This is a genomic window from Pseudomonas sp. JY-Q, assembly GCF_001655295.1.
GTDB classification, from domain to species: Bacteria; Pseudomonadota; Gammaproteobacteria; order Pseudomonadales; family Pseudomonadaceae; genus Aquipseudomonas; species Aquipseudomonas alloputida.
In genome coordinates this window covers 1,532,363-1,552,565 of the sequence record NZ_CP011525.1, presented here as the reverse complement: position 1 = coordinate 1,552,565, position 20,203 = coordinate 1,532,363, and the positions used below count along the sequence as shown (strand labels likewise).

Annotated in this window: 18 protein-coding genes and 1 pseudogene; 10 read left to right on the top strand and 9 right to left on the bottom strand. The window is 61.4% G+C overall.

Features of this window, described 5'->3' with window-relative positions; genetic code table 11:
* The first annotated feature begins 247 nt into the window (after positions 1 to 247).
* The 6 genes from AA098_RS06940 to AA098_RS06915 all read left to right on the top strand — a co-directional run bounded on the left by AA098_RS06940 (position 248) and on the right by AA098_RS06915 (position 5,527).
* Complete coding sequence (locus AA098_RS06940) at positions 248 to 1,312, top strand: ABC transporter substrate-binding protein (protein ID WP_017147887.1); 1,065 nt, start codon at positions 248 to 250, stop codon at positions 1,310 to 1,312.
* Positions 1,313 to 1,441: 129 nt separating this feature from the next.
* Positions 1,442 to 2,248, top strand: a complete 807-nt coding sequence (locus AA098_RS06935) for an alkaline phosphatase family protein (protein ID WP_003252558.1) — start codon at positions 1,442 to 1,444, stop codon at positions 2,246 to 2,248.
* Positions 2,249 to 2,256: 8 nt separating this feature from the next.
* Positions 2,257 to 3,084: an ABC transporter permease subunit gene (locus AA098_RS06930; RefSeq protein WP_012053417.1), complete on the top strand. Its 828-nt coding sequence runs from the start codon at positions 2,257 to 2,259 to the stop codon at positions 3,082 to 3,084.
* The gene (locus tag AA098_RS06925) at positions 3,074 to 3,868 is read left to right on the top strand and encodes an ABC transporter permease (RefSeq protein WP_003252553.1); all 795 of its coding nucleotides are present in this window, start codon (positions 3,074 to 3,076) and stop codon (positions 3,866 to 3,868) included. The genes AA098_RS06930 and AA098_RS06925 overlap by 11 nt, the downstream gene beginning before the upstream one ends.
* Before the next feature lies 1 nt (position 3,869).
* Positions 3,870 to 4,859, top strand: a complete 990-nt coding sequence (locus AA098_RS06920) for an ABC transporter ATP-binding protein (RefSeq protein WP_014860247.1) — start codon at positions 3,870 to 3,872, stop codon at positions 4,857 to 4,859.
* Positions 4,860 to 4,873: 14 nt separating this feature from the next.
* Positions 4,874 to 5,527, top strand: a complete 654-nt coding sequence (locus AA098_RS06915; RefSeq protein WP_003252546.1) for an HAD family phosphatase — start codon at positions 4,874 to 4,876, stop codon at positions 5,525 to 5,527.
* A gap of 125 nt (positions 5,528 to 5,652) precedes the next feature.
* On the opposite strand, the gene AA098_RS06910 is transcribed toward AA098_RS06915, so the two are convergent.
* Positions 5,653 to 6,615, bottom strand: coding sequence for an NAD(P)H-quinone oxidoreductase (locus tag AA098_RS06910; protein ID WP_054888721.1), 963 nt, complete (start codon positions 6,613 to 6,615; stop codon positions 5,653 to 5,655).
* 139 nt (positions 6,616 to 6,754) lie between these two features.
* On the opposite strand from AA098_RS06910, the gene AA098_RS06905 reads away from it, so the two are divergent.
* The gene (locus tag AA098_RS06905; protein ID WP_003252543.1) at positions 6,755 to 8,836 is read left to right on the top strand and encodes a carboxy terminal-processing peptidase; all 2,082 of its coding nucleotides are present in this window, start codon (positions 6,755 to 6,757) and stop codon (positions 8,834 to 8,836) included.
* Positions 8,837 to 8,953: 117 nt separating this feature from the next.
* Complete coding sequence (locus AA098_RS06900; protein WP_064613958.1) at positions 8,954 to 10,099, top strand: EAL domain-containing protein; 1,146 nt, start codon at positions 8,954 to 8,956, stop codon at positions 10,097 to 10,099.
* A gap of 126 nt (positions 10,100 to 10,225) precedes the next feature.
* Here the strand turns inward: AA098_RS06900 and AA098_RS06895 are convergent, their stop codons facing one another.
* The 5 genes from AA098_RS06895 to pcaQ form a co-directional block, all read right to left on the bottom strand.
* Complete coding sequence (locus AA098_RS06895; protein ID WP_003252539.1) at positions 10,226 to 10,594, bottom strand: hypothetical protein; 369 nt, start codon at positions 10,592 to 10,594, stop codon at positions 10,226 to 10,228.
* Positions 10,591 to 10,929 carry a helix-turn-helix transcriptional regulator gene (locus AA098_RS06890; protein ID WP_003252538.1) on the bottom strand — a complete coding sequence of 113 codons (339 nt, stop codon included), beginning with the start codon at positions 10,927 to 10,929 and terminating at the stop codon, positions 10,591 to 10,593. Before AA098_RS06890 ends, AA098_RS06895 begins: the two co-directional genes overlap by 4 nt.
* 114 nt (positions 10,930 to 11,043) lie before the next feature.
* Positions 11,044 to 11,481 carry a YkvA family protein gene (locus tag AA098_RS06885; RefSeq protein WP_054888718.1) on the bottom strand — a complete coding sequence of 146 codons (438 nt, stop codon included), beginning with the start codon at positions 11,479 to 11,481 and terminating at the stop codon, positions 11,044 to 11,046.
* A gap of 289 nt (positions 11,482 to 11,770) precedes the next feature.
* A complete protein-coding gene (locus AA098_RS06880; RefSeq protein WP_003252534.1) occupies positions 11,771 to 12,523 on the bottom strand; it encodes an FKBP-type peptidyl-prolyl cis-trans isomerase in 753 nt (250 codons plus the stop codon).
* Positions 12,524 to 12,809: 286 nt separating this feature from the next.
* Complete coding sequence (gene pcaQ, locus AA098_RS06875; protein WP_010952764.1) at positions 12,810 to 13,742, bottom strand: pca operon transcription factor PcaQ; 933 nt, start codon at positions 13,740 to 13,742, stop codon at positions 12,810 to 12,812.
* Between pcaQ and AA098_RS06870 the strand changes: the two genes are divergently transcribed.
* A complete protein-coding gene (locus AA098_RS06870; protein WP_256545262.1) occupies positions 13,710 to 15,218 on the top strand; it encodes a hypothetical protein in 1,509 nt (502 codons plus the stop codon). The two genes, pcaQ and AA098_RS06870, sit on opposite strands and share 33 nt — an antisense overlap.
* Positions 15,219 to 15,370: 152 nt before the next feature.
* Here the strand turns inward: AA098_RS06870 and AA098_RS29100 are convergent.
* Positions 15,371 to 15,641, bottom strand: a pseudogene (locus tag AA098_RS29100) (LysR family transcriptional regulator); the annotation flags it as partial.
* Between the two features lie 89 nt (positions 15,642 to 15,730).
* Here AA098_RS29100 and AA098_RS06860 point away from each other — a divergent pair.
* Positions 15,731 to 17,113, top strand: coding sequence for a hypothetical protein (locus tag AA098_RS06860; protein WP_371914704.1), 1,383 nt, complete (start codon positions 15,731 to 15,733; stop codon positions 17,111 to 17,113).
* 144 nt (positions 17,114 to 17,257) lie between these two features.
* Here AA098_RS06860 and nirD read toward each other — a convergent pair whose 3' ends face one another.
* Together nirD and nirB are read right to left on the bottom strand one after the other, a co-directional pair.
* On the bottom strand, positions 17,258 to 17,620 hold the full coding sequence (nirD, locus tag AA098_RS06855; RefSeq protein WP_003252522.1) for a nitrite reductase small subunit NirD: 363 nt from the start codon (positions 17,618 to 17,620) through the stop codon (positions 17,258 to 17,260).
* Positions 17,620 to 20,172 carry a nitrite reductase large subunit NirB gene (nirB, locus tag AA098_RS06850; protein ID WP_060546486.1) on the bottom strand — a complete coding sequence of 851 codons (2,553 nt, stop codon included), beginning with the start codon at positions 20,170 to 20,172 and terminating at the stop codon, positions 17,620 to 17,622. The genes nirD and nirB overlap by 1 nt, the downstream gene beginning before the upstream one ends.
* Between the last annotated feature and the right edge of the window lie 31 nt (positions 20,173 to 20,203).

The following is a 20,203-nucleotide window of genomic DNA, read 5'->3' as shown; positions in this document are numbered from 1 at the left end:
ACATCCTGTGACAAAGCGTGGGCCAGGCACTGCCAGAAACGCGCCAAGCCAGCAGAACCGGGGCGATTACCTGGTCTACGCTGTAGCTTCAGGGCCCTTGCCGGCCCCCTCCCTACATCAAACTGTCACGCAAGCGGCCTACCTTGGCTCAAGGTTTGCTGACCTAGACCAAAGGTGCCAGTCAAAGGCTTGCAACGGCTTTACCCAGAACAACGATCGCAAAGGCACCCACCCAAAGGAGCTTCGGATGAAAAAGTTCTTCATGGCGTCACTGCTTGGTTCGGCCATCGCGTTGTGCACCACGGCCATGGCCGCCGGCACTGACCTCAAGGCCCTGGAAGACGCCGCCCGCAAGGAAGGCACTGTCAACAGCGTGGGCATGCCCGACGCCTGGGCCAACTGGAAAGGCACCTGGGAAGACCTGGCCAGCAAGTACGGCCTCAAGCACAGCGACACCGACATGAGCTCGGCCCAGGAACTGGCCAAGTTCGAAGCCGAGAAGGACAACGCCAGCGCCGACATCGGTGACGTGGGGGCGGCCTTCGGCCCGATCGCGGTGACCAAGGGCGTCAGCCAGCCTTACAAGCCAAGCACCTGGGACCAGGTGCCAGAATGGGCCAAGGACAAGGACGGCCACTGGGCGCTGGCCTATACCGGCACCATCGCTTTCATCATCAACAAGGACCTGGTCAAGGAAGGCGACCGCCCGAAAACCTGGCATGACCTGGAAAAAGGCAAGTACAAGGTCGCTATTGGCGACGTCGGCACAGCAGCCCAGGCCGCCAACGGTGTGCTGGCTGCGGCCATCGCCTACAAAGGTGACGAGACCAACGTGGCGCCAGGCCTGCAACTGTTTACCAAGCTGGCGCAGCAGAAGCGCCTGTCGCTGGCCAACCCGACCATCCAGACACTGGAGAAGGGCGAGGTGGAAGTTGGCGTGGTGTGGGATTTCAACGGCCTGAGCTACCGTGAACAGATAGACCCAAAACGTTTTGAAGTGCTGATTCCCTCGGACGGCTCGGTGATTTCCGGCTATACCACGGTCATCAACAAGTACGCCAAGCACCCCAACGCGGCCAAGCTGACCCGTGAATACATCTTCAGCGACGCCGGGCAGATCAACCTGGCCAAGGGTCATGCGCGGCCGATCCGGGCCGAGCACCTGAAGCTGCCGGCAGATGTGCAGGCCAAGCTACTGCCTAACGAGCAGTACGGTGCCGCCCAGCCGATCAAGAATGCCGAAGCCTGGGAAGCCACCTCGAAGAAACTGCCGCAGATGTGGCAGGAGCAGGTGATCATCGAGATGGAGTAAGGGGCTGGGCTTTGTAGCGCCTGATCCGGCCCTTTCGCGGGTAAACCCGCTCCTACACAGGGATACGCGATACATGTAGGAGCGGGTTTACCCGCGAAGGTGCCAACGCGGTTCATGACTGGAGAAAACATGCAACACAACGTCATCCTGGTCCTGCTTGACGGCCTCAACTACCAGGTCGCCCACCATGCGATGGGCCACCTGCACGCCTACGTCGAAGCAGATCGCGCCGCGCTGTACCGCGTGGAATGCGAGCTGCCATCGCTGTCGCGGCCGCTGTACGAATGCATCCTCACCGGCGTGCCACCGATCGACAGCGGCATCGTGCACAACAACATCAACCGCTTGTCCAACCAACGCAGCGTGTTTCACTATGCCCGCGAGGCCAACCTGGGCACCGCAGCGGCGGCTTATCACTGGATGAGCGAGCTGTACAACCGCTCGCCCTTCGACCCGCAGCGTGACCGCCACACCCACGCGCCGAAGCTGCCGATCCAGCACGGGCTGTTCTACTGGGACGACCGCTACCCCGATTCGCACCTTCTGGCCGATGGCGAGTACCTGCGCCGCCGTCACGCCCCCAACTTCCTGCTGGTGCACCCGATGAGCGTTGACGACGTGGGTCACCGCCACGGCCTGGACAGCAGCCAGTATCGCAACGCTGCGCGCAGCGTCGACATTCTGCTGGCCGACTACCTGCCTGGCTGGCTCGAAGAGGGCTATCAGGTATTGGTCACCGCCGACCACGGCATGAACAACGACCGCTCGCACAACGGCCTGCTGGCTGAAGAACGTGAAGTGCCGCTGTTCGTCTTCGGCGACGCCTTCAGCCTGGACCCGGCCGCCAAGCCGCTGCAAACCGAACTGTGCGGCACCATCTGCGAGCTGCTGGGCGCCGCGCACGACAAGACGGTTTGCCGGGAGTTGCTGAAGTGAATGGCGGCATGCGTGGCCGCTACCTGGCCCTGCTCTGCCTGCTGCCGTTCGCCGTGTTCTTCGTCATTTTCCAGGTCGCCCCGCTGGCCTGGGTGGCGATCAACAGCCTGCAATCGGAGGCCGGCTGGGGCATCGACAACTTCAGCAAGGTGTTCGCCTCCAAGTTCTACCTGCAGGCGTTGCAACGCAGCCTTGAAATCAGCTTCTGGTCGAGCGTGTTCGGCATCGTCATCGCTACCCTCGGCGCCTACTCGCTGCGCCAGGTGGACTCGAAGCTGCGCGACTTCGTCAGCGCCTTCGCCAACATGACCAGCAACTTTGCCGGCGTACCGCTGGCCTTTGCCTTCATCATCCTGCTTGGCTTCAACGGCGCGCTGACGCTGCTGCTGAAGCAGGTCGGCCTGCTGGAAGACTTCAGTATCTATTCCAAAAGCGGGTTGATCCTGGTGTACACCTACTTCCAGATCCCGCTGGGCGTATTGCTGCTGTACCCCGCCTTCGACGCCCTGCGCGAAGACTGGCGCGAGTCAGCCGCGCTGCTGGGCGCCAACCACTGGCAGTACTGGCGACACATCGGCCTGCCGGTGCTGGCCCCGGCACTGCTGGGCACCTTCGTCATCCTGCTGGCCAACGCCCTGGGCGCCTACGCCACCGTGTACGCACTGACCACCGGCAACTTCAACGTACTGCCGATCCGCATCGCCGGCCTGGTGGCGGGCGACATCAGCCTCGATCCGAACCTGGCCAGCGCCCTGGCGATGGTGCTGGTGGGGCTGATGACGCTGGTCACGGTGGTGCATCAATGGCTGCTGAAAAGGAGCTACCATGCGCGCTGACATCCGCTCCGGCGGCTGGTACCACCGCCTCGTGGTCTACCTGCTGTTCCTGATCCTGCTGCTACCCCTGGCCGGCACCCTGCTCTACTCGCTGGCCACCAGCTGGTCGGCAAGCCTGCTGCCCAGTGGCCTGACCCTGAAGTGGTATGCGGCGCTGTGGAGCGAGCCGCGTTTCCTTGCCGCGTTCGGCCAGTCGCTGCTGGTGTGCGTAGGCGCACTGCTGCTGTCGGTGGTGCTGATCTTGCCACTGCTGTTCGTGGTGCATTACCACTTCCCGCGGCTCGACGCGCTGATGAACATCCTCATCCTGCTGCCATTCGCGGTGCCGCCGGTGGTGTCGTCGGTGGGGCTGCTGCAGCTGTATGGCAGCGGGCCGATGGCCATGGTCGGCACACCGTGGATCCTGATCGGCTGCTACTTCACCATCGCCCTGCCGTTCATGTACCGGGCCATCACCAACAACCTGCAGGCCATCAACCTGCGCGACCTGATGGACGCTGCGCAGTTGCTCGGCGCCAGCACCTGGCAGGCCGCACTGCTGGTGGTGCTGCCGAACCTGCGCCAGGGCCTGATGGTGGCAGTGCTGCTGTCGTTCTCGTTCCTGTTCGGCGAATTCGTGTTTGCCAATCTGCTGGTCGGCACCCGCTACGAGACCCTGCAGGTGTACCTGAACAACATGCGCAACAGCAGCGGCCACTTCAACAGCGCGCTGGTCATCTCCTACTTCGCCTTCGTGCTGGTACTGACCTGGGTCGCCAACCGCCTGAACAAGGACAAGACCTGACATGAGCTTCGTCAGCGTACAGAAACTGCAGAAAAGCTACGCCGGCAGCCCGGTGTTCGAGCGCATCGACTGCCACATCGAACGCGGCGAATTCGTCACCCTGCTCGGCCCGTCCGGCTGCGGCAAGTCCACCCTGCTGCGCTGCATTGCCGGGCTGACCTCGGTGGACAGCGGGCAGATACTGCTCGACGGCCACGACATCGTGCCGCTAAGCCCGCAAAAGCGTGGCATCGGCATGGTGTTCCAGAGCTACGCGCTGTTCCCTAACATGACCGTGGAGCAGAATGTCGCCTTCGGCCTGCGCATGCAGAAGGTCAAGGCCGATGAAAGCCAGCTGCGGGTACGCGAGGTGCTGGAGTTGGTGGAGCTGGGCACGTTCGCCGGGCGCTACCCGCACCAGCTTTCCGGTGGCCAGTGCCAGCGCGTGGCCCTGGCACGCTCACTGGTCACCCGCCCGCGCCTGCTGCTGCTCGACGAACCGTTGTCGGCGCTGGATGCGCGTATCCGCAAGCACCTGCGCGAGCAGATTCGCGCCATCCAGCGCGAACTGGGGCTGACCACCATATTCGTCACTCACGATCAGGAGGAAGCGCTGACCATGTCCGACCGCATCTTCCTGATGAACCAGGGGCGCATCGTCCAGAGCGGCGATGCCGAAACCCTCTACACCGCCCCCGTGGACCTGTTTGCCGCCGGTTTCATCGGCAATTACAACCTGCTTGACGCCGACAGCGCCAGCCGCCTGCTGCAGCGCCCGGTGGCCAGCCGCCTGGCGATCCGCCCAGAGTCGATCACCCTAGGCGTGCACGGCGAGCTGGACGCCGAGGTGCGCAGCCACAGCCTGCTGGGCAACGTGATCCGCTACCGGGTGCGGGTGCGCGACGTGGAGCTGGTGGTCGATGTGCTCAACCGCTCGCCGGCCGACTTGCATGCGGACGGAAAACGGGTAAGCGTGTCGATCGACCCCACTGCGCTGCGGGAAGTGGCTTAAGGAGACTCAACACAATGGCACTGGCAATTTTCGATCTGGATGAAACCCTGATCCACGGCGACTGCGCATCACTGTGGAGCGAGCAGATGGCCCGGCTGGGCTGGGTCGACGGCAAGGATTTCCTGCGCCGCGACCATGAACTGATGGAAGCCTATGGCAGGGGCCACCTGCAGATGGAGGACTACATGGCCTTCAGCCTGGAGCCGATTGCCGGGCGTACCCTGGAAGAAGTCGAGCACCTGGTGGCACCGTGGGTCGAAGAAGTGATCGAGCCGATCATCTACGGTGACGCCTGCCGCTGCATTGCCGAGCACCGCAAGCGTGGGGATCGCATCCTGATCATTTCCGCTTCGGGGACGCACCTGGTCGGGCCGATTGCCGCGAGACTGGGCGTGGATGAATACCTGGCCATCGAGCTGGAGGCAGTGAACGGGGTGTACACCGGCAAGACCCACGGGGTGCTGACCTATCGTGAGGGCAAGATCACGCGGTTGCTGGAATGGCTGGATCAGGAGCAGGAGAACCTGGAGGGCGCGAGTTTCTATTCCGATTCGAGGAATGACTTGCCGTTGTTGTTGAGAGTGGATCACCCGCATGTGGTGAACCCGGATGCGGTGTTGCGCGAGCATGCCGAGATCAATGGGTGGCCGATTCTGAGCTGGAGCTGAAGGTTTTTATGGGCTGTGCCGGCCCCTTCGCGGGTAAACCCGCTCCTACATCGCATCGCACAGTGTTCACAGTTGTGGCGATCCCAAGGTAGGAGCGGGTTTACCCGCGAAGGGGCCAGGCCTGCTTACACCAGGCTAGGGTCGATCACCATCACCAGCTTGCCCGACACCTGGTTGGTCTCCAGCTCGGCATACGCCGCCTGGGCAAACTCCACCGGGTAGGTATCGACCAGCTGCGGCGACAACCGCCCCTCGGCGAACAGCGGCCATACTTGCTGCTGCAGTTCGCGCAGCAACTCGGCCTTGAAGCCGTCATCACGGTTGCGCAGGGTGGAACCGGTAATTTCCAGACGCTTGCCCAGCACCTGGGCCAGGTCCAGTTCAAACTTGCGCCCGCCCATCAGGCCGATGATCACCCAGCGCCCGTCACGGGCCAGCAGCTTGAGGTTCAGCTCACCGTAGCCAGCGCCGACCGGGTCGAGAATCACATCGAACGGGCCGAAACCTTCCAGCGCGTCCAGGTTCTCGTTACGTACCACACCACCCGCAGCGCCCAGCGCCAGGCAGTAGGCCAGGCGGTCCTGCGAACCGACGCTGACCCATACCGGGCTGCCGAACGCCTTGCACAGCTGGATGGCGGCCGAGCCAACGCCACTGGCGCCGGCGTGCACCAGCACCTTCTCGCCAGCCTTCACTGCACCGAGCTGGAAGATGTTCAGCCAGGCGGTGGCATACACCTCCGGCAACGCTGCCGCCTCATGCAGGCCAAGGCCTTCGGGTACCGGCAATACGTGACGGGCATCGACCACCACTTCCTCGGCCATGGCGCCGCTGGCCAGCAGGGCGCAAACGCGGTCACCCACGCGCCAGGCGGCGCCAGCCCCCACTTCTTCAACCACCCCGGAACACTCCAGCCCCATGTATGGGCTGGCACCTGGTGGTGGCGGGTACAACCCTTTCATCTGCAGCAGGTCGGCGCGGTTCAGCCCCGCAGCGGCCACGCGAATGCGCACTTGGCCCGCGTCACAGGTCGGGCGTTCGGCCTCGACCCACTCCACATGTCCGTCAACGCCTTGCAATGCCTTCACAGTGCCTCCATAGTTGAATCATGACTGGGCCTGAGGTCGCTTACCTCAGGCCTTTTGCAGTATTTGCCCGGCTCCATGGAACCGGCAACGGAAAAGACGGCCTACTATGCGTGATCAATTGCCTCCACGTCGAATCAGCATGAAGCATTTCCTTCCAAGCACCGCACTGGCTGTGATGATCGGCCTGGGCAGCCTCACGCTCGGCGGCAATGCGGCGGCCGCCAACAAGTGGGACAGCCTGCAGCCCGACCGCGACGAGATCGTCGCCAGCCTCAACGTGGTGGAATTGCTCAAGCGCCACCACTACAGCAAGCCCCCCCTGGACGATGCCCGTTCGGCCATTATCTACGACAGCTACATCAAGCTGCTGGACCCAGCGCGCAGCTACTTCACCGCTGCCGACATTGCCGAATTCGATAAATGGAAAACGCAATTCGACGATTTCCTCAAGAGCGGCAACCTGGACCCGGGCTTCACCATCTACAAACGCTACCTCGACCGCGTCAAGCAACGCCTGGACTTCGCCCTTGCCGAGCTGAACAAGGGCGTGGACAAGATTGACTTCACCACCAACGAAACCTTGCTGATCGATCGCAAGGATGCGCCGTGGATGAAGAACCAGGCCGAGCTCGATGACTTGTGGCGCAAACGCGTGAAAGACGAAGTGCTGCGCCAGAAGATCGCCGGCAAGGAACCCAAGCAGATCCAGGAAACCCTGATCAAGCGCTACAAGAACCAGCTCGCGCGCCTGGACCAGACCCGTGCCGAGGACATCTTCCAGGCCTACATCAACACCTTTGCCCAGTCCTACGACCCACACACCAACTACCTGTCGCCGGACAACGCCGAAAACTTCGACATCAACATGAGCCTGTCGCTCGAAGGCATTGGTGCAGTGCTGCAAAGCGACAACGACCAGGTCAAGATCGTGCGCCTGGTGCCAGCAGGCCCGGCAGCCAAGACCAAGCAGGTGGCCCCGGCTGACAAGATCATCGGCGTGGCCCAGGGCAACAAGGAAATGGTCGACGTGGTGGGCTGGCGCCTGGACGAAGTGGTCAAGCTGATCCGCGGCCCGAAAGGCTCGGTGGTGCGCCTGGAAATCATCCCGGCCAGCAATGCGCCTAGCGACCAGACCAGCAAGATTGTGTCGATCACCCGTGAAGCGGTGAAGCTTGAAGAACAGGCGGCGAAGAAGTCGGTGCTCAAGCTCAAGCAGGACGGGCGTGACTACAAGCTGGGCATCATCGAGATCCCGGCCTTCTACCTGGACTTCAAGGCCTACCGCGCTGGCGACCCGGAGTACAAGAGCACCACGCGTGACGTGAAGAAGCTGCTCACCGAGCTGCAGAAAGAGAAAGTCGACGGCGTGGTCATCGACCTGCGCAACAACGGCGGCGGCTCGCTGCAGGAAGCCACCGAGCTGACCAGCCTGTTCATCGAGAAAGGCCCGACCGTGCTGGTACGCAACAGCGATGGCCGCGTCGACGTGCTGGAAGACGAAAACCCGGGGGCCTTCTACAAGGGCCCGCTGGCACTGCTGGTCAACCGCCTGTCGGCCTCGGCATCGGAGATCTTCGCCGGTGCCATGCAGGACTACCACCGCGCGCTGATCATCGGTGGCCAGACCTTCGGCAAAGGCACCGTGCAGACCATCCAGCCGCTCAACCATGGCGAGCTGAAGCTGACCCTGGCCAAGTTCTACCGGGTTTCCGGGCAGAGTACCCAGCATCAGGGGGTGCTGCCGGACATCGACTACCCCTCGATCATCGACACCAAGGAAATCGGCGAGAGCGCCCTGCCAGAGGCCATGCCGTGGGACACCATCCGCCCGGTGGTCAAGCCTGCGGCCGATCCGTTCAGGCCGTTCCTGGCCCAGCTCAAGGCGCAGCATGAGGCGCGCAGCGACAAGGATGCCGAGTTCACCTACATCCGCGACCGCCTGGCCCTCACCCAGAAGCTGATGAACGAAAAAACCGTCAGCCTCAACGAGCAGGAACGCCGTGCACGCCACGACAGCATCGAGGCCAAGCAACTGGCGCTGGAAAACACCCGCCGCAAGGCCAAGGGTGAAGAGCCGCTGAAAGAGCTGAAGAAAGAGGACGAAGACGCCCTGCCGGTCGAGGATGAAAACACCAAGCCGGAAGACGACGCTTACCTCGCGGAAACCGGTCGCATCCTGATCGACTACCTCAGTGCCAGCACCAAGGTGGCCAAGAAGTAAGGCACCTCAGCAATGATGGCAGAATAATGCGACCTGTCATCAAACAGTCATCGCGCTGTCGTGAAATATGAGGGCCGGGCATGCAGATGCCCGGCCCTCATTTTTCAGGAATCCATCATGACCGTTGCCGAACAGCTCAGTGCCTTGAGTGCCATCCTGGCTCAACGCCGTATTCACAGTCTGTTCCAGCCAATCATGTGCCTGAGTGAGCATAGGGTGTTTGGCCATGAGGCGCTGAGCCGTGGCCCCTCCAATAGCCCGCTGCATGCGCCGCTCAACCTGTTCACCATCGCCCGCCAGGCCGGCCGCCTGACCGAGTTGGAAGCCGCTTGCCGAGAAAGCGCCTGCCGACGCTTCAGCGAGCAGCAACTGCAGGGCAAACTGTTTCTCAACATCTCACCCGAATCGCTGCTGGAGCCGCACTACCCCTCTGGCCTGACCCTGAAACTGCTCGAACAGGTTGGCCTGCCGCCCAACCGGGTGGTGATCGAGTTGACCGAGCACACGCCCACCGACGACTTCCAGCTGCTGTCCAATGCCCTGCACCACTATCGCGACATGGGCTTCTCGATTGCCCTCGACGACCTGGGCGCGGGCTATTCCAGCCTGCGCCTGTGGTCGGAGCTGCGCCCCGAATACGTGAAGATCGACCGGCACTTCATCGACGGCATCCACCGTGACCCGCTCAAGCGCGAGTTTGTAGGCTCTATCTTGCAGATTGCCCGGGCATCGAAGGCACAGGTGATTGCCGAGGGCATCGAGCTGGCGGAAGAGCTGGCGGTGCTGGTGGAGATGGGCGTGGACCTGGTGCAGGGTTATTTGCTAGGGCGGCCACAGGAGATGGGGGTACGCGACAGCGGGCTTTTACCAGCACTGACGCAGGTGCCACTGGCTGAACAACCGACAGTGCACTTGAATGCCACGATCGGGCAGCTGCTGGAGCTGTTTGGCCGATACCAGCACCTGGAGGCATTGGAAGTGGTGGATGCCGATGGCAGGGGGTGCGGGTTGATTCACAGGGATGCGCTGCCTGTGCCGGCCTCTTCGCGGGTGAACCCGCTCCTACAACAGCCTGATTCCAACCCCCGATGTGTGGCCACCACCGTGGTAGGAGCGGGTTTACCCGCGAATACGGTAGCGGCGGCAACGGAGAACGACGGGTGGAGATTGGCCAGCAGGCCCGGCCCTTTCGCGGGTGAACCCGCTCCTACGCGACGGCCTGTGTCCAATCACCAATGCGTGTCCATCCCCGATCAGGTGTAGGAGCGGGTTTACCCGCGAATACGGTAGCGGCGGCAACGTTGAACGACGGGTGGAAACTGGCCAGCAGGCCCTGCCCTTTCGCTCAGGGTCACCACCTGTAGCGAACAGGCTGGAATGGGTAACGCTTCAGGCCGTTTCGGGATAGCTGTACTCGAACACCCGAACCACCTCAGAAGCATGCCACGAGGCAGCCTCCATGCCATCGACCGGCCCGGTAAACCGCCCCAGGCGCTCGACACACTCAAAGAAGCCAGTTCGCGGCAAACGGCTGGCGCCTTGGCTGATCACCAGCGAACTGCGCAATGGCTGCTCGGCACGGGCATCCAGCACCGCCAGGTATTCCAGCGCGGCAGTCAGCGTCTGCATGGCCGGGCTGGGTAGCTGCAAGCGCTCGATCAGCGCTCGGTATGTCAGCAAGTGACGTTGACGACGGGCCAGGTCAAGCTCGCCCAGCAGGTTATCCCAGTGCTGACGGCTGATCCTGACCTGGCTCATGATGGCTCGCTCCAGCCAGCCACCCCCAGATGCCAGGCCAGGGCGCGGCGGATGGCAGCATCTGGCTGGCGTTCACCCGATTCGATCATGGCCAGATACGCCGGGCTCACCCCGACATTGCGCGCCAGTTGCTCCGGGGCAATGCCCTTGGCCTGGCGAATCTGCGCGACTTCGCTGAAGGCTGGCAGGGGCGCACTGGCAGCAACGCCCTGCGCCTCACTGGAAACCGCCTCGGCAGGTGCCTGCCCTGCCGCGCGGAGCAACGCCTGGTATTGCTCCCAGGGAACGACGGCGTACTCGGGCTGACCGTCCCGGCTGATGACCTGAATACCCATTACAAACCCCTTTAAAAAGGATTACAGCATGTAATCCGTAGGCATAACCCTTATGCCAATTATATTACCAACTCCGAGGTCTGTGCAGTTGAGGTGAGATTCAGGCCGGTTTCATTACTTGTTGCGCTCCAGCTGCAGCGCTTCCGGGGTAGCCGGCAGGCGCTCGACCACGCGCAGCCGTTCGGGTGCCTGGCTATCGCGCCAGGCCTTGAAGCGCGCCAACTCGTCGGCCACGGTTTTCAGCACCCAGCCCAGCACCGCGATGTCATCGAGGAAACCCACCCCCAGCAACCAGTCCGGGATGGCATCGATAGGGCTGACGAAATACAGCAGGCCAGCCACGACAGTGACCAGTGCCTTGGGGCTGATGGCACGGTACTCCCCCCTCCACCAGGCCAGGCACAGCGACTGCAGCAGCTTCACATCTTCACGCAGTTGGCCGAGGCGCGGGCCTTTGCGCGCCACCGCAAACAACAAGGCCGGCAAACGACCGCGGCTGAGCAGGCGCTCGGCCAATGGCAGGAAACGGGCAAAATTCCAGGGTGCGCTCATGGAGCCTCCGAGAGGAAAAGGTTATCCACATTTATTGTGGATAACCTTGTGAACAGGGCGACGTTTCCGACCCCAGGTGCCTGCCAGGCAAGGGGCCCGGTCAGATCGGGCGTTTTTTACACAGTCGTTTCACGCCATGACTACCTGCGCCGCAAACGATTTGCGTCAGAAACATCCTACTTCTTCACGCTGCATTTCCTCGGACAGTATCAGCTGTTGCAGGTTCGTCCAATCGGCACAAACGAAAACGCCCCAACAATGTGGGGCGTTTTCCGACAACCAGCCAATGTTACTGGGCAGGTGCTTCTTCAGGGGCTTCGGCCTGCGGCTCGGCACCTTGCAACTGGGCCGGATCCTTGATGGCGATCAGTTCCAGGTCGAACACCAGTACCGAGTTGGCCGGGATCAGCGGGCTTGGGCTTTGTGCGCCATAGGCCAGTTCAGCCGGGATGAACAACTTGTACTTCTCGCCGACGTGCATCAACTGCAAACCTTCGACCCAACCTGGGATCACACCGCTGACCGGCAGGTCGATCGGGCTGCCACGTTCGACGGAGCTGTCGAATACCTTGCCATCGATCAGCTTGCCTTCGTAGTGGACAGTGACCACGTCAGTCGGTTTGGGCTGCGGGCCGTCGGCCTTCTTGACCACTTCGTACTGCAGGCCCGAGGCCGTGGTGACCACGCCTGGCTTCTTGGCGTTTTCTTCCAGGAATTTCTTGCCGGCGGAGGCGGCTTCTTCGCTGGCCTTGGCCAGGCGCTCCTCGGCGCGTTTCTGCAATGCGGTGAAGGCCTCTACCAGCTCTTCGTCCTTGATGCGTTGTTCTTTCTTGCTAACGGCGTCTTCGATGCCGAGGGCGACTGCTTTCGAATCAAGGTCTTCCATGCCTTCCTGAGCCAGGCTCTTGCCCATGTTCAGGCCGATACCGTAGGAGGCTTTCTGCGCCGGAGTCTTCAGCTCGGGGCTGCTGGCTTGTTGATCGCAGCCAGCCAGTACCAGGCCTACCAGGGCAACCGCAGCCGCCAAACGATGCTGTTTCATGCTATTTCCTTGTTCATGCGCCATGAGGGCAATCAGGGTAAAGCCGCGAGCTTATCAGGCGGCCATGACCAATGGCTACCGGCATAGGAGCGGGTTTTCGTAAGGAAGTTCAGTCATTAAAAGCTTCTTCATCGAAGCTTTACAGCCATTGGCCAGTATTGACCCTTTGTGCCGGGTTTGCCGGGCTTTTGTGGCTTTTTATTTCTGCAGGTTCTGAGGTCGGAAACATCATGGTGATCGGCGCTTTTCACAGGGGCTAAAACAGGTCAGGGAGCCCCCGAAAACCTCAAGGATACCGACCCTCTCGATACTCCCCCGCCACCTCCCGCAGCACCTCTCCCACCCACTGGCCCGGCAAACTCAACGGCAAGGCGGCATTGCGGCAAATCCCCACCGACCCTCCCGGCTCGCGCACCCCCAGGTCAAGCTCGACCAGTTCGCCACGGCGCAGGTCGAGCAGCACGGCATCACGCGGCGCCACCCACAGGCCATCGCTGCCCAGCAGGTAGCGCCGGCTCAGGGCAAGCGACAGGGTTTCCAGGCGCTGCGCCGGCATCTGGATGCCGCATTGCACGAACAGGCTGTCGGCGTGCTGGCGGATGGTGGTGCCAGCGGGTGGCAGCACCAGCGGGTAACGCCCCACCTGCCCCCGCTCCACGGGCGTGCTGGCCAGCAGCGGGTGACCCGGGCGCACCACCAGGCTCATCGACTCGCTGTACAGGTGCTCGAACGACAACCCCTGGATTTGCGGACTGTCGGTCATGCGCCCCACCACCAGTTCCAGCTCCCCCAGGTGAAGCTGGCCAAGCAACTGCGCGCTGACCCCGGTGACCACGCTGATCACCAGCGCTTCATGGCGCTGATGCAGGCGGCACAGCACCTCAGGCATGAGCAGGCCTTCGACCGTGGACAGCACGCCGATGCGCACCTGCGACGGCGCCCGCGCTTCACCGCGAAGGCTGCTGACGCCATCGCGCAGCGCCTGCACGCTGGGCCCGGCGTAACGCATGAAGCGGGTGCCGGCCGGGGTCAGCTCGACACCCTGGCGGCTGCGCTCGAACAGGCGCGCCTCGAGCAGGTCCTCAAGCTCCTTGAGGGTCTTGGAAATCGCCGGCTGGCTGATCGACAGGATATCGGCCGCCCTGGCCAGGCTGCCCTGCCGGGCAATCTCCAGGAAGCACAGCAGGTGGCGGTATTTGATGCGGGTGTCGAGGTTCATGGCAGCAAGCTTACCGCATCGCTACCTGCGGCGTATCCAGGTCTGCCGCCCCGTGCTCCCCGTTGCAGCCCAAACTCCAGGACCGGATCGTTATCCATCGACCACCAACACCTATCATTTTTGCCAGTACCCGCAGCTATCCGGATCGCATTAAATGAGATCGCAAAAACCACTCCCCCAGTGACAGGTCATATCATGCATCCAAATATGGTTTTTTTTGCCCAGACTCAACACAACCCCCGTGATTACCAAGGCGAGCGTCAGGAACTCAAGGCGCCCATTGACGTAACCTATGCCGACAAAGGGCACCTTCACATCGGCGAGCCTATCGCGGATCCTAGAAACGCGGTTTCGCAAATCCTGGCAAGCAACTACTATCCCGAGCGATTTTACTTGAGAGGCGTCCACAACGGCACGAAACCTTTCATTGCGCGCACCTTGAAAGATGGCGAGCTGGATACGTCTTTCAACAAAACAGGTCTTGTCTATCTGACTGACCTGAGCACAGTTTTTGATTATCATAGTTTCTCTCATATGGCCGAGGATGCGGAGGGTCACATCCTGCTCACTATGATTGATCGAACCCAAGGCTTCACCCACCTGTGGAAGCTTAAGCCAAACGGAAAGCCAGATACTGATTTCGGCAGCAACAACGGCTACATCATCCTAAATAATTTTTTCAATTTTAAAGATATCACGCTCTACCAATTCACCACTTACAAGAACGACTATATCTTCTCAGGTTCCCTTGAAAACGCTCCCATCCTTTTCGTGCTCACCCATGAAGGTGTCCCACGCCAGAGCTTTGGTAAGCTAGGCATCCTCAAGATGCAAGATCTTATTCCGGACCTCCGTTATGTCATTGGGGCGCCTAAGATGCTGGAGGTTGGTGAGAAGGTGCGCATAATCATCTACACGCGCTATTTCAACGATTCGTCGAGCATAAACGGAATCGCAGCACTGACATTGTCCGGAGCGCTCGACCAGCGCTTCGCTGACAACGGGGTCTATTGGTCAAAGCCTGGCATTATCATTTATGATTTCACGCTAAATAACGCCAGTCAGCGCATCACCGTCCACGGCCAGGTGTGGTCCGAAGGGACCAGTACTCCCATGATCTATCGGCTAGACTACACAGGAAAACCTGCTAAAGAATTCAACGAGGGTCGTGTCGTATTATTCCCCATTGAGGGTGCCTGGGACTATATGACAGAGGCCGATGGAAAACTGGTAGGTTATGGTTCATTTCTCGATCGCGGCATGGCGGTGCGTTACCGTCTGGACGGCCAACTTGATACTACATTCGTGCCGCCGAATGGTTACGGTGTTTTTACGGCAATCGGGTCGCAACCAGGATTCTATGGTAACAGCCATTCCGCGACGGTAATGCCAGAAAGCCAACGCCTACTCGTAGCGGGGCGGGAAATACAGACGGGTTCCACCCCTTGTGTCATTGCCGTCTCATTGAAGCAATAAAAATGAGACTAACTGGCACTTCACCAGAGACTGCATAAACGTCTTGAGGCGAAGGTCAGACAAGGCGAAAACAGCCGAGGAAGCGGAGTTTACGGGCTGTAAACCAACACTCCGAGGCTGTTTTCAACGCAGCATCAACGAGTATCAAGACTTAAGTGCTCGAATGACAACCCCTCAATCCGCAGGCTGTCGGTCATGCGCCCCGCCGTTCCAACTCACCCAAGTGCAACTGGCCTAGCAACTGCGCGCTGACGTCGGTCACCACAGCCACGCCTCGAGCAGGTCTTCGAACGCCTTGGGGTCGATGGAAATCGCCGGCTGGCTGATCGACAGGATATCGGCCGCCCTGGCCAGGCTGCTCTGCCGGGCAATCTCCAGGAAGCACAGCAGGTGGCAGTATTTGATGCGGGTGTCGAGGTTCATGGCAGCAAGCTTACCGCATCGCTACCTGCGGCGTATCCGGGTCATGCCGCAACGAATCCTGATTTGGCAATACATGACTAACGACGCAGCTGCACCTCTCATTTCTGCCAGTTGTAGGCGCTCCCAGGGCAACATTAAATGGCCCTTCAGCAGCTTCCCTGCATGGAGTTAGAAGAGATGAACCGACCAGTCAAGAGAGCGCCCTTTACCCGACCACAGCGCCCTTTGAGCAAAGCCCCCAACAACTCCCCATAGCCCCCATCGACCTCGCCTATGGCCAAGAGGGCCATGCCCACTTCAGCGCTGGGGAAGCAACCAGCGTACTCAAAAGCAAATTTCAGCCAAGCCGTTTTTACGTAACGGGTTTCTACAGCGGTCGCAATCCCTACCATCCCTACCTTGCCTGTCTGGATGCGAGCGGCAAGCTGGATAACACGTTCAATAGCAGCGGCATTGTCGATTTCTCCGAACTGTCCGGGGAAGAATACGGGGCTGCCGAAGCGGTAGCAGAGGACATGACGGGGAACTTGCTGGTTGCCGTGCAGGCATATGCGCTACCCACCACCTATCTGTGGAAGCTGACTCCAAACGGAGAACCCGACACGAGTTTTGGTTATGGGAAGGATTATGTCGACACGCGTGCCTTGTTCGGCGAACAGCTTATGCTGGAAGATCTGGTCTGCTTCGCAGACATGGTGCTGGCCACCGGCTGGCGTTCCGAAGGCGGGCAGATAAAATCTGCAATCGTCGCCTTGACCCGTGAAGGTGGAAAGTTCGGGCCTTTCGGCAAAGATGGAATGCTGAGTTTGAGTACTCTGATTCCCGATAACTCGGCGTATATCCTTGATGGCATTGCCATTATCTCGCCCGCCGCCAAGCAACCGCGCATCATAATCTCCACCTATGTAAAACGCGACTCGATTGCGTACTCGGTAACCAGTGCCCTGACCTTGGAGGGGCGTCTAGACGAAGCATTTGGCACAGGGGGCTTCCACTGGTCAGACGCATCGGTAGTCAATAATGGCTTTACAGTAGAGGACCGAAGCGAACGTATCACGCTATATGGCATGCATACGCTCGACGAATGGGACGGCCAACCGACGCTCTACCGGCTGGACTATGCTGGTAAACCTGCCCTCGAATTCAACCAGGGCCAAGTGGTGCACTTCCACACTGATGGCAAATGGCACCATATTGTAGAAGTCAATGGCCACCTGGTCGGATACGGTACGCACCCCACTTCCTATATGGCGGTGCGCTACGACTTGAACGGCCAGCTCGATCAAACCTTCTTACCACCCCATGGCTATGGCCATTTTGGCGGGGCTTTGCCGCCGGAGCATTTCGAAAGCTTTACCCAATCGATGGCGATCGATGCCGGCAACCAGCGCATGCTGGTGAGCGGGTACGACATTACACCGGAACGCCTCTTGTACTCTTGCCTGGTCGCCATTCCCCTGAAACCGATGTAGCGCGTCATCGAGCGGGCCCTGGGGCACCTGATCGGCTTTGCCACCTGCCTCCCGCAGCCACCCAACGGCGCCTTCCCCGCGCAGGGAAGGCGCGCCGCTTCGGCGAACGGCTACTGTACATCGGCCCCGCCCAGCGCAGGATGATCAGGCCACCGCCAGTTCCACTGCCTCTCCATTCATCCGCACCGGCCATACCTGAAGCCGCTGTTCGGTATCCTCCAGGCACTCACCGTTCTGCAGGTTGAAATGCTGCTTGTATAGCGGTGCGGCCACCACCAGCTCACCTTGCAAGCTTCCGACAATGCCACGGCCAATGATGTTGGCCCCGGAGCGCGGATCACGGTTGTCCACCGCATACAGGCTCTGCTCCAGCCCCGGCAGGTAGAACAACGCCACCTGGGCACCGTCGAGCCACACCACGACACCAGAATCGGCCACCAGGTCTGCGGCGTGACACACCGCTTGCCAGTTCACCTCAGTCTTCACAACAGCATTGGACAGGTTCATCAGACAGCCTCCTCGACAGTGGGTATCAGGTGCAATGGCGCAGCAGGCCGGCGTTGCTCGCGTTCGCGCACGAAGTGCACGTCCGGGTCAGCACGGCGGTCGTTGACGAAGGTGCGGAAGCGCTTGAGCTTCTCCGGGTCGTTGAGGGCATTGGCCCACTCGCATTCATACTGGTCGACCACCTGCTGCATCTGCGCTTCCAGCTCATTGGCCAGGCCCAGGCTGTCGTCGATGATCACCTGCTTCAGGTAGTCCAGCCCGCCTTCCAGGTTTTCACGCCACACCGAGGTGCGCTGCAGCTTGTCGGCCGTGCGGATGTAGAACATCAGCACGCGGTCGATCAGGCGTACCAGGGTTTCGTCGTCCAGGTCGGTGGCGAACAGCTCGGCATGCCGCGGGCGCATGCCGCCGTTGCCGCACACGTACAGGTTCCAGCCCTTGTCGGTGGCGATAACGCCGATGTCCTTGCTCTGCGCCTCGGCGCATTCACGGGTGCAACCCGATACCGCGAACTTGAGCTTGTGCGGGCTGCGCAGGCCCTTGTAGCGGTCTTCCAGGCGCAGGGCCATGGCGACACTGTCCTGCACGCCGTAACGGCACCAGGTACTGCCCACGCACGACTTCACCGTGCGGGTCGACTTGCCGTAGGCGTGCCCGGTTTCGAAACCGGCCTCGATCAGTTCGCCCCAGATCAGCGGCAGCTCGTGCAACTGGGCGCCGAACAGGTCGATGCGCTGGCCACCGGTGATCTTGGTGTACAGGTCGTATTTCTTGGCCACCTGGCCGATGACGATGAGCTTGTCGGGGGTTATTTCACCACCGGGAATGCGCGGTACCACCGAATAGGTGCCGTTTTTCTGCATGTTGGCCATGAAGGTGTCGTTGGTGTCCTGCAGCGGTACCAGTGCCGGGTCCATGATCGGCTGGTTCCAGCACGAGGCGAGAATGTTACCCACCGCCGGCTTGCAGATGTCACACCCCAGATGGCCCTTGCCATGGCGCTCGAGCAGTTCGCTGAAGGTGCGGATACCCTCCACCCGCACCAACCCGTACAGCTCCTGCCGGGTGTAGGCAAAGTGCTCGCACAGGCTCTTGTCCACCGCCACGCCGCGGGCCGTCAGTTCGTGCTCGAAGACTTGCTTGAGCAGGGCCGCGCAACCGCCGCAGCCGGTCGCGGCCTTGGTGCAGCCCTTGACCGCAGCCAAGTCGCTACAGCCACTGTCGATCGCGGCGCACACCGCCCCCTTGCTGACGTTGTGGCAGGAGCAGATGGTCGCGCTGTCGGGCAGCGCATCGGCGCCCAAGGCCGGCGCACCACCGCCTTGCGGCAGGATCAGCGCTGCCGGGTCGGCCGGCAGGGCGATGCCGTTCTGGGCGTACTGCAACAGGGTGTCGTAATAGCTGTTGTCACCGACCAGCACCGCGCCGAGCACGTGCTTGCCGCTGGCATCCACCACCAAACGGCGGTAAGCGCTGTTGGCTTCATCGATGAAGCGATAGCTGCGCGCGCCCGGCGTGGCACCGTGGGCATCGCCGATCGAACCGACATCCACCCCCAGCAGCTTGAGCTTGGTCGACATGTCGGCGCCGGTGAACGCCACTGCCGCCTCGCCCATCAGCAGCCCAGCCAGGTTGCGCGCCATGCTGTAGCCTGGGGCGACCAGGCCGAACACACTGCCGTTCCACGAGGCGCACTCGCCGATGGCGAAGATGCGTGGGTCGCTGCTGCGGCAGTGGTTATCGATGACCACGCCACCGCGCGCGGCGATGTCCAGGCCGCAACCCCGGCCCAGTGCATCCTGTGGGCGGATACCGGCGGAGAACACGATCAGGTCGGTTTCCAGGTGCTCACCGCCGTCGAAGTTCATGCGGTAGCGGTAGGTTTCACCGGCACTGACCGACTGGGTGGCGCGCGCCAGGTGCACCCCCACACCCAGCGCTTCGATCTGCGCCTTCAACGCGGCACCGCCCTCGCCGTCCAGCTGCACCGGCATCAGCCGTGGGGCGAATTCCACCACGTGGGCTTCCAGCCCCAGCGACTTGAGGGCATTGGCCGCTTCCAGGCCAAGCAGGCCACCGCCGACCACCACCCCTCGGCGGGCACCGGCTGCGGCAGCACGAATGCCATCGAGGTCGTCCAGGGTGCGGTAGACCAGGCGGGCATTGCCGCTGGAGCCTTCGATCGGCGGTACGAAGGGATAGGAGCCGGTGGCCAGCACCAGTTGGTCGTAGCCATAGCGACCTTCGGCAGTGACGACTTCGCGGCGCTCACGGTCGATCTCCAGCACGGCCTCACCCAGGTGCAGGTGCACGCCATTGGCGTCGTAGAAATCGTGCTCACACAGGGCCAGGGTTTCAGCACAGCTGCCGCCGAAGTATTCGGACAGGTGCACGCGGTCATACGCGCGTTGGCGCTCTTCGCCGAATACCCGCACCTCGAAGCGCTGCAGGGCGCCGCGACTGACCAGTTGTTCGACGCAATGGTGGCCGACCATGCCGTTGCCGACGATGACCAGTCGCTCTCGTTGCCCGCTGCTCGCTGTTGCCTTCATAAGCCGATCCTCGATCAAAAAAAAAGCGCCT

Excerpts from the sequence above, each read along its gene's own strand:
- AA098_RS06940 (WP_017147887.1), top strand. The coding sequence starts at position 248 with ATGAAAAAGTTCTTCATGGCGTCACTGCTTGGTTCGGCCATCGCGTTG.
- AA098_RS06935 (WP_003252558.1), top strand. The coding sequence starts at position 1,442 with ATGCAACACAACGTCATCCTGGTCCTGCTTGACGGCCTCAACTACCAG.
- AA098_RS06930 (WP_012053417.1), top strand. The coding sequence starts at position 2,257 with ATGCGTGGCCGCTACCTGGCCCTGCTCTGCCTGCTGCCGTTCGCCGTG.
- AA098_RS06925 (WP_003252553.1), top strand. The coding sequence starts at position 3,074 with ATGCGCGCTGACATCCGCTCCGGCGGCTGGTACCACCGCCTCGTGGTC.
- AA098_RS06920 (WP_014860247.1), top strand. The coding sequence starts at position 3,870 with ATGAGCTTCGTCAGCGTACAGAAACTGCAGAAAAGCTACGCCGGCAGC.
- AA098_RS06915 (WP_003252546.1), top strand. The coding sequence starts at position 4,874 with ATGGCACTGGCAATTTTCGATCTGGATGAAACCCTGATCCACGGCGAC.
- AA098_RS06905 (WP_003252543.1), top strand. The coding sequence starts at position 6,755 with ATGAAGCATTTCCTTCCAAGCACCGCACTGGCTGTGATGATCGGCCTG.
- AA098_RS06900 (WP_064613958.1), top strand. The coding sequence starts at position 8,954 with ATGACCGTTGCCGAACAGCTCAGTGCCTTGAGTGCCATCCTGGCTCAA.
- AA098_RS06895 (WP_003252539.1), bottom strand. The coding sequence starts at position 10,594 with ATGAGCCAGGTCAGGATCAGCCGTCAGCACTGGGATAACCTGCTGGGC.
- AA098_RS06890 (WP_003252538.1), bottom strand. The coding sequence starts at position 10,929 with ATGGGTATTCAGGTCATCAGCCGGGACGGTCAGCCCGAGTACGCCGTC.
- AA098_RS06885 (WP_054888718.1), bottom strand. The coding sequence starts at position 11,481 with ATGAGCGCACCCTGGAATTTTGCCCGTTTCCTGCCATTGGCCGAGCGC.
- AA098_RS06880 (WP_003252534.1), bottom strand. The coding sequence starts at position 12,523 with ATGAAACAGCATCGTTTGGCGGCTGCGGTTGCCCTGGTAGGCCTGGTA.
- pcaQ (WP_010952764.1), bottom strand. The coding sequence starts at position 13,742 with ATGAACCTCGACACCCGCATCAAATACCGCCACCTGCTGTGCTTCCTG.
- nirD (WP_003252522.1), bottom strand. The coding sequence starts at position 17,620 with ATGAACCTGTCCAATGCTGTTGTGAAGACTGAGGTGAACTGGCAAGCG.
- nirB (WP_060546486.1), bottom strand. The coding sequence starts at position 20,172 with ATGAAGGCAACAGCGAGCAGCGGGCAACGAGAGCGACTGGTCATCGTC.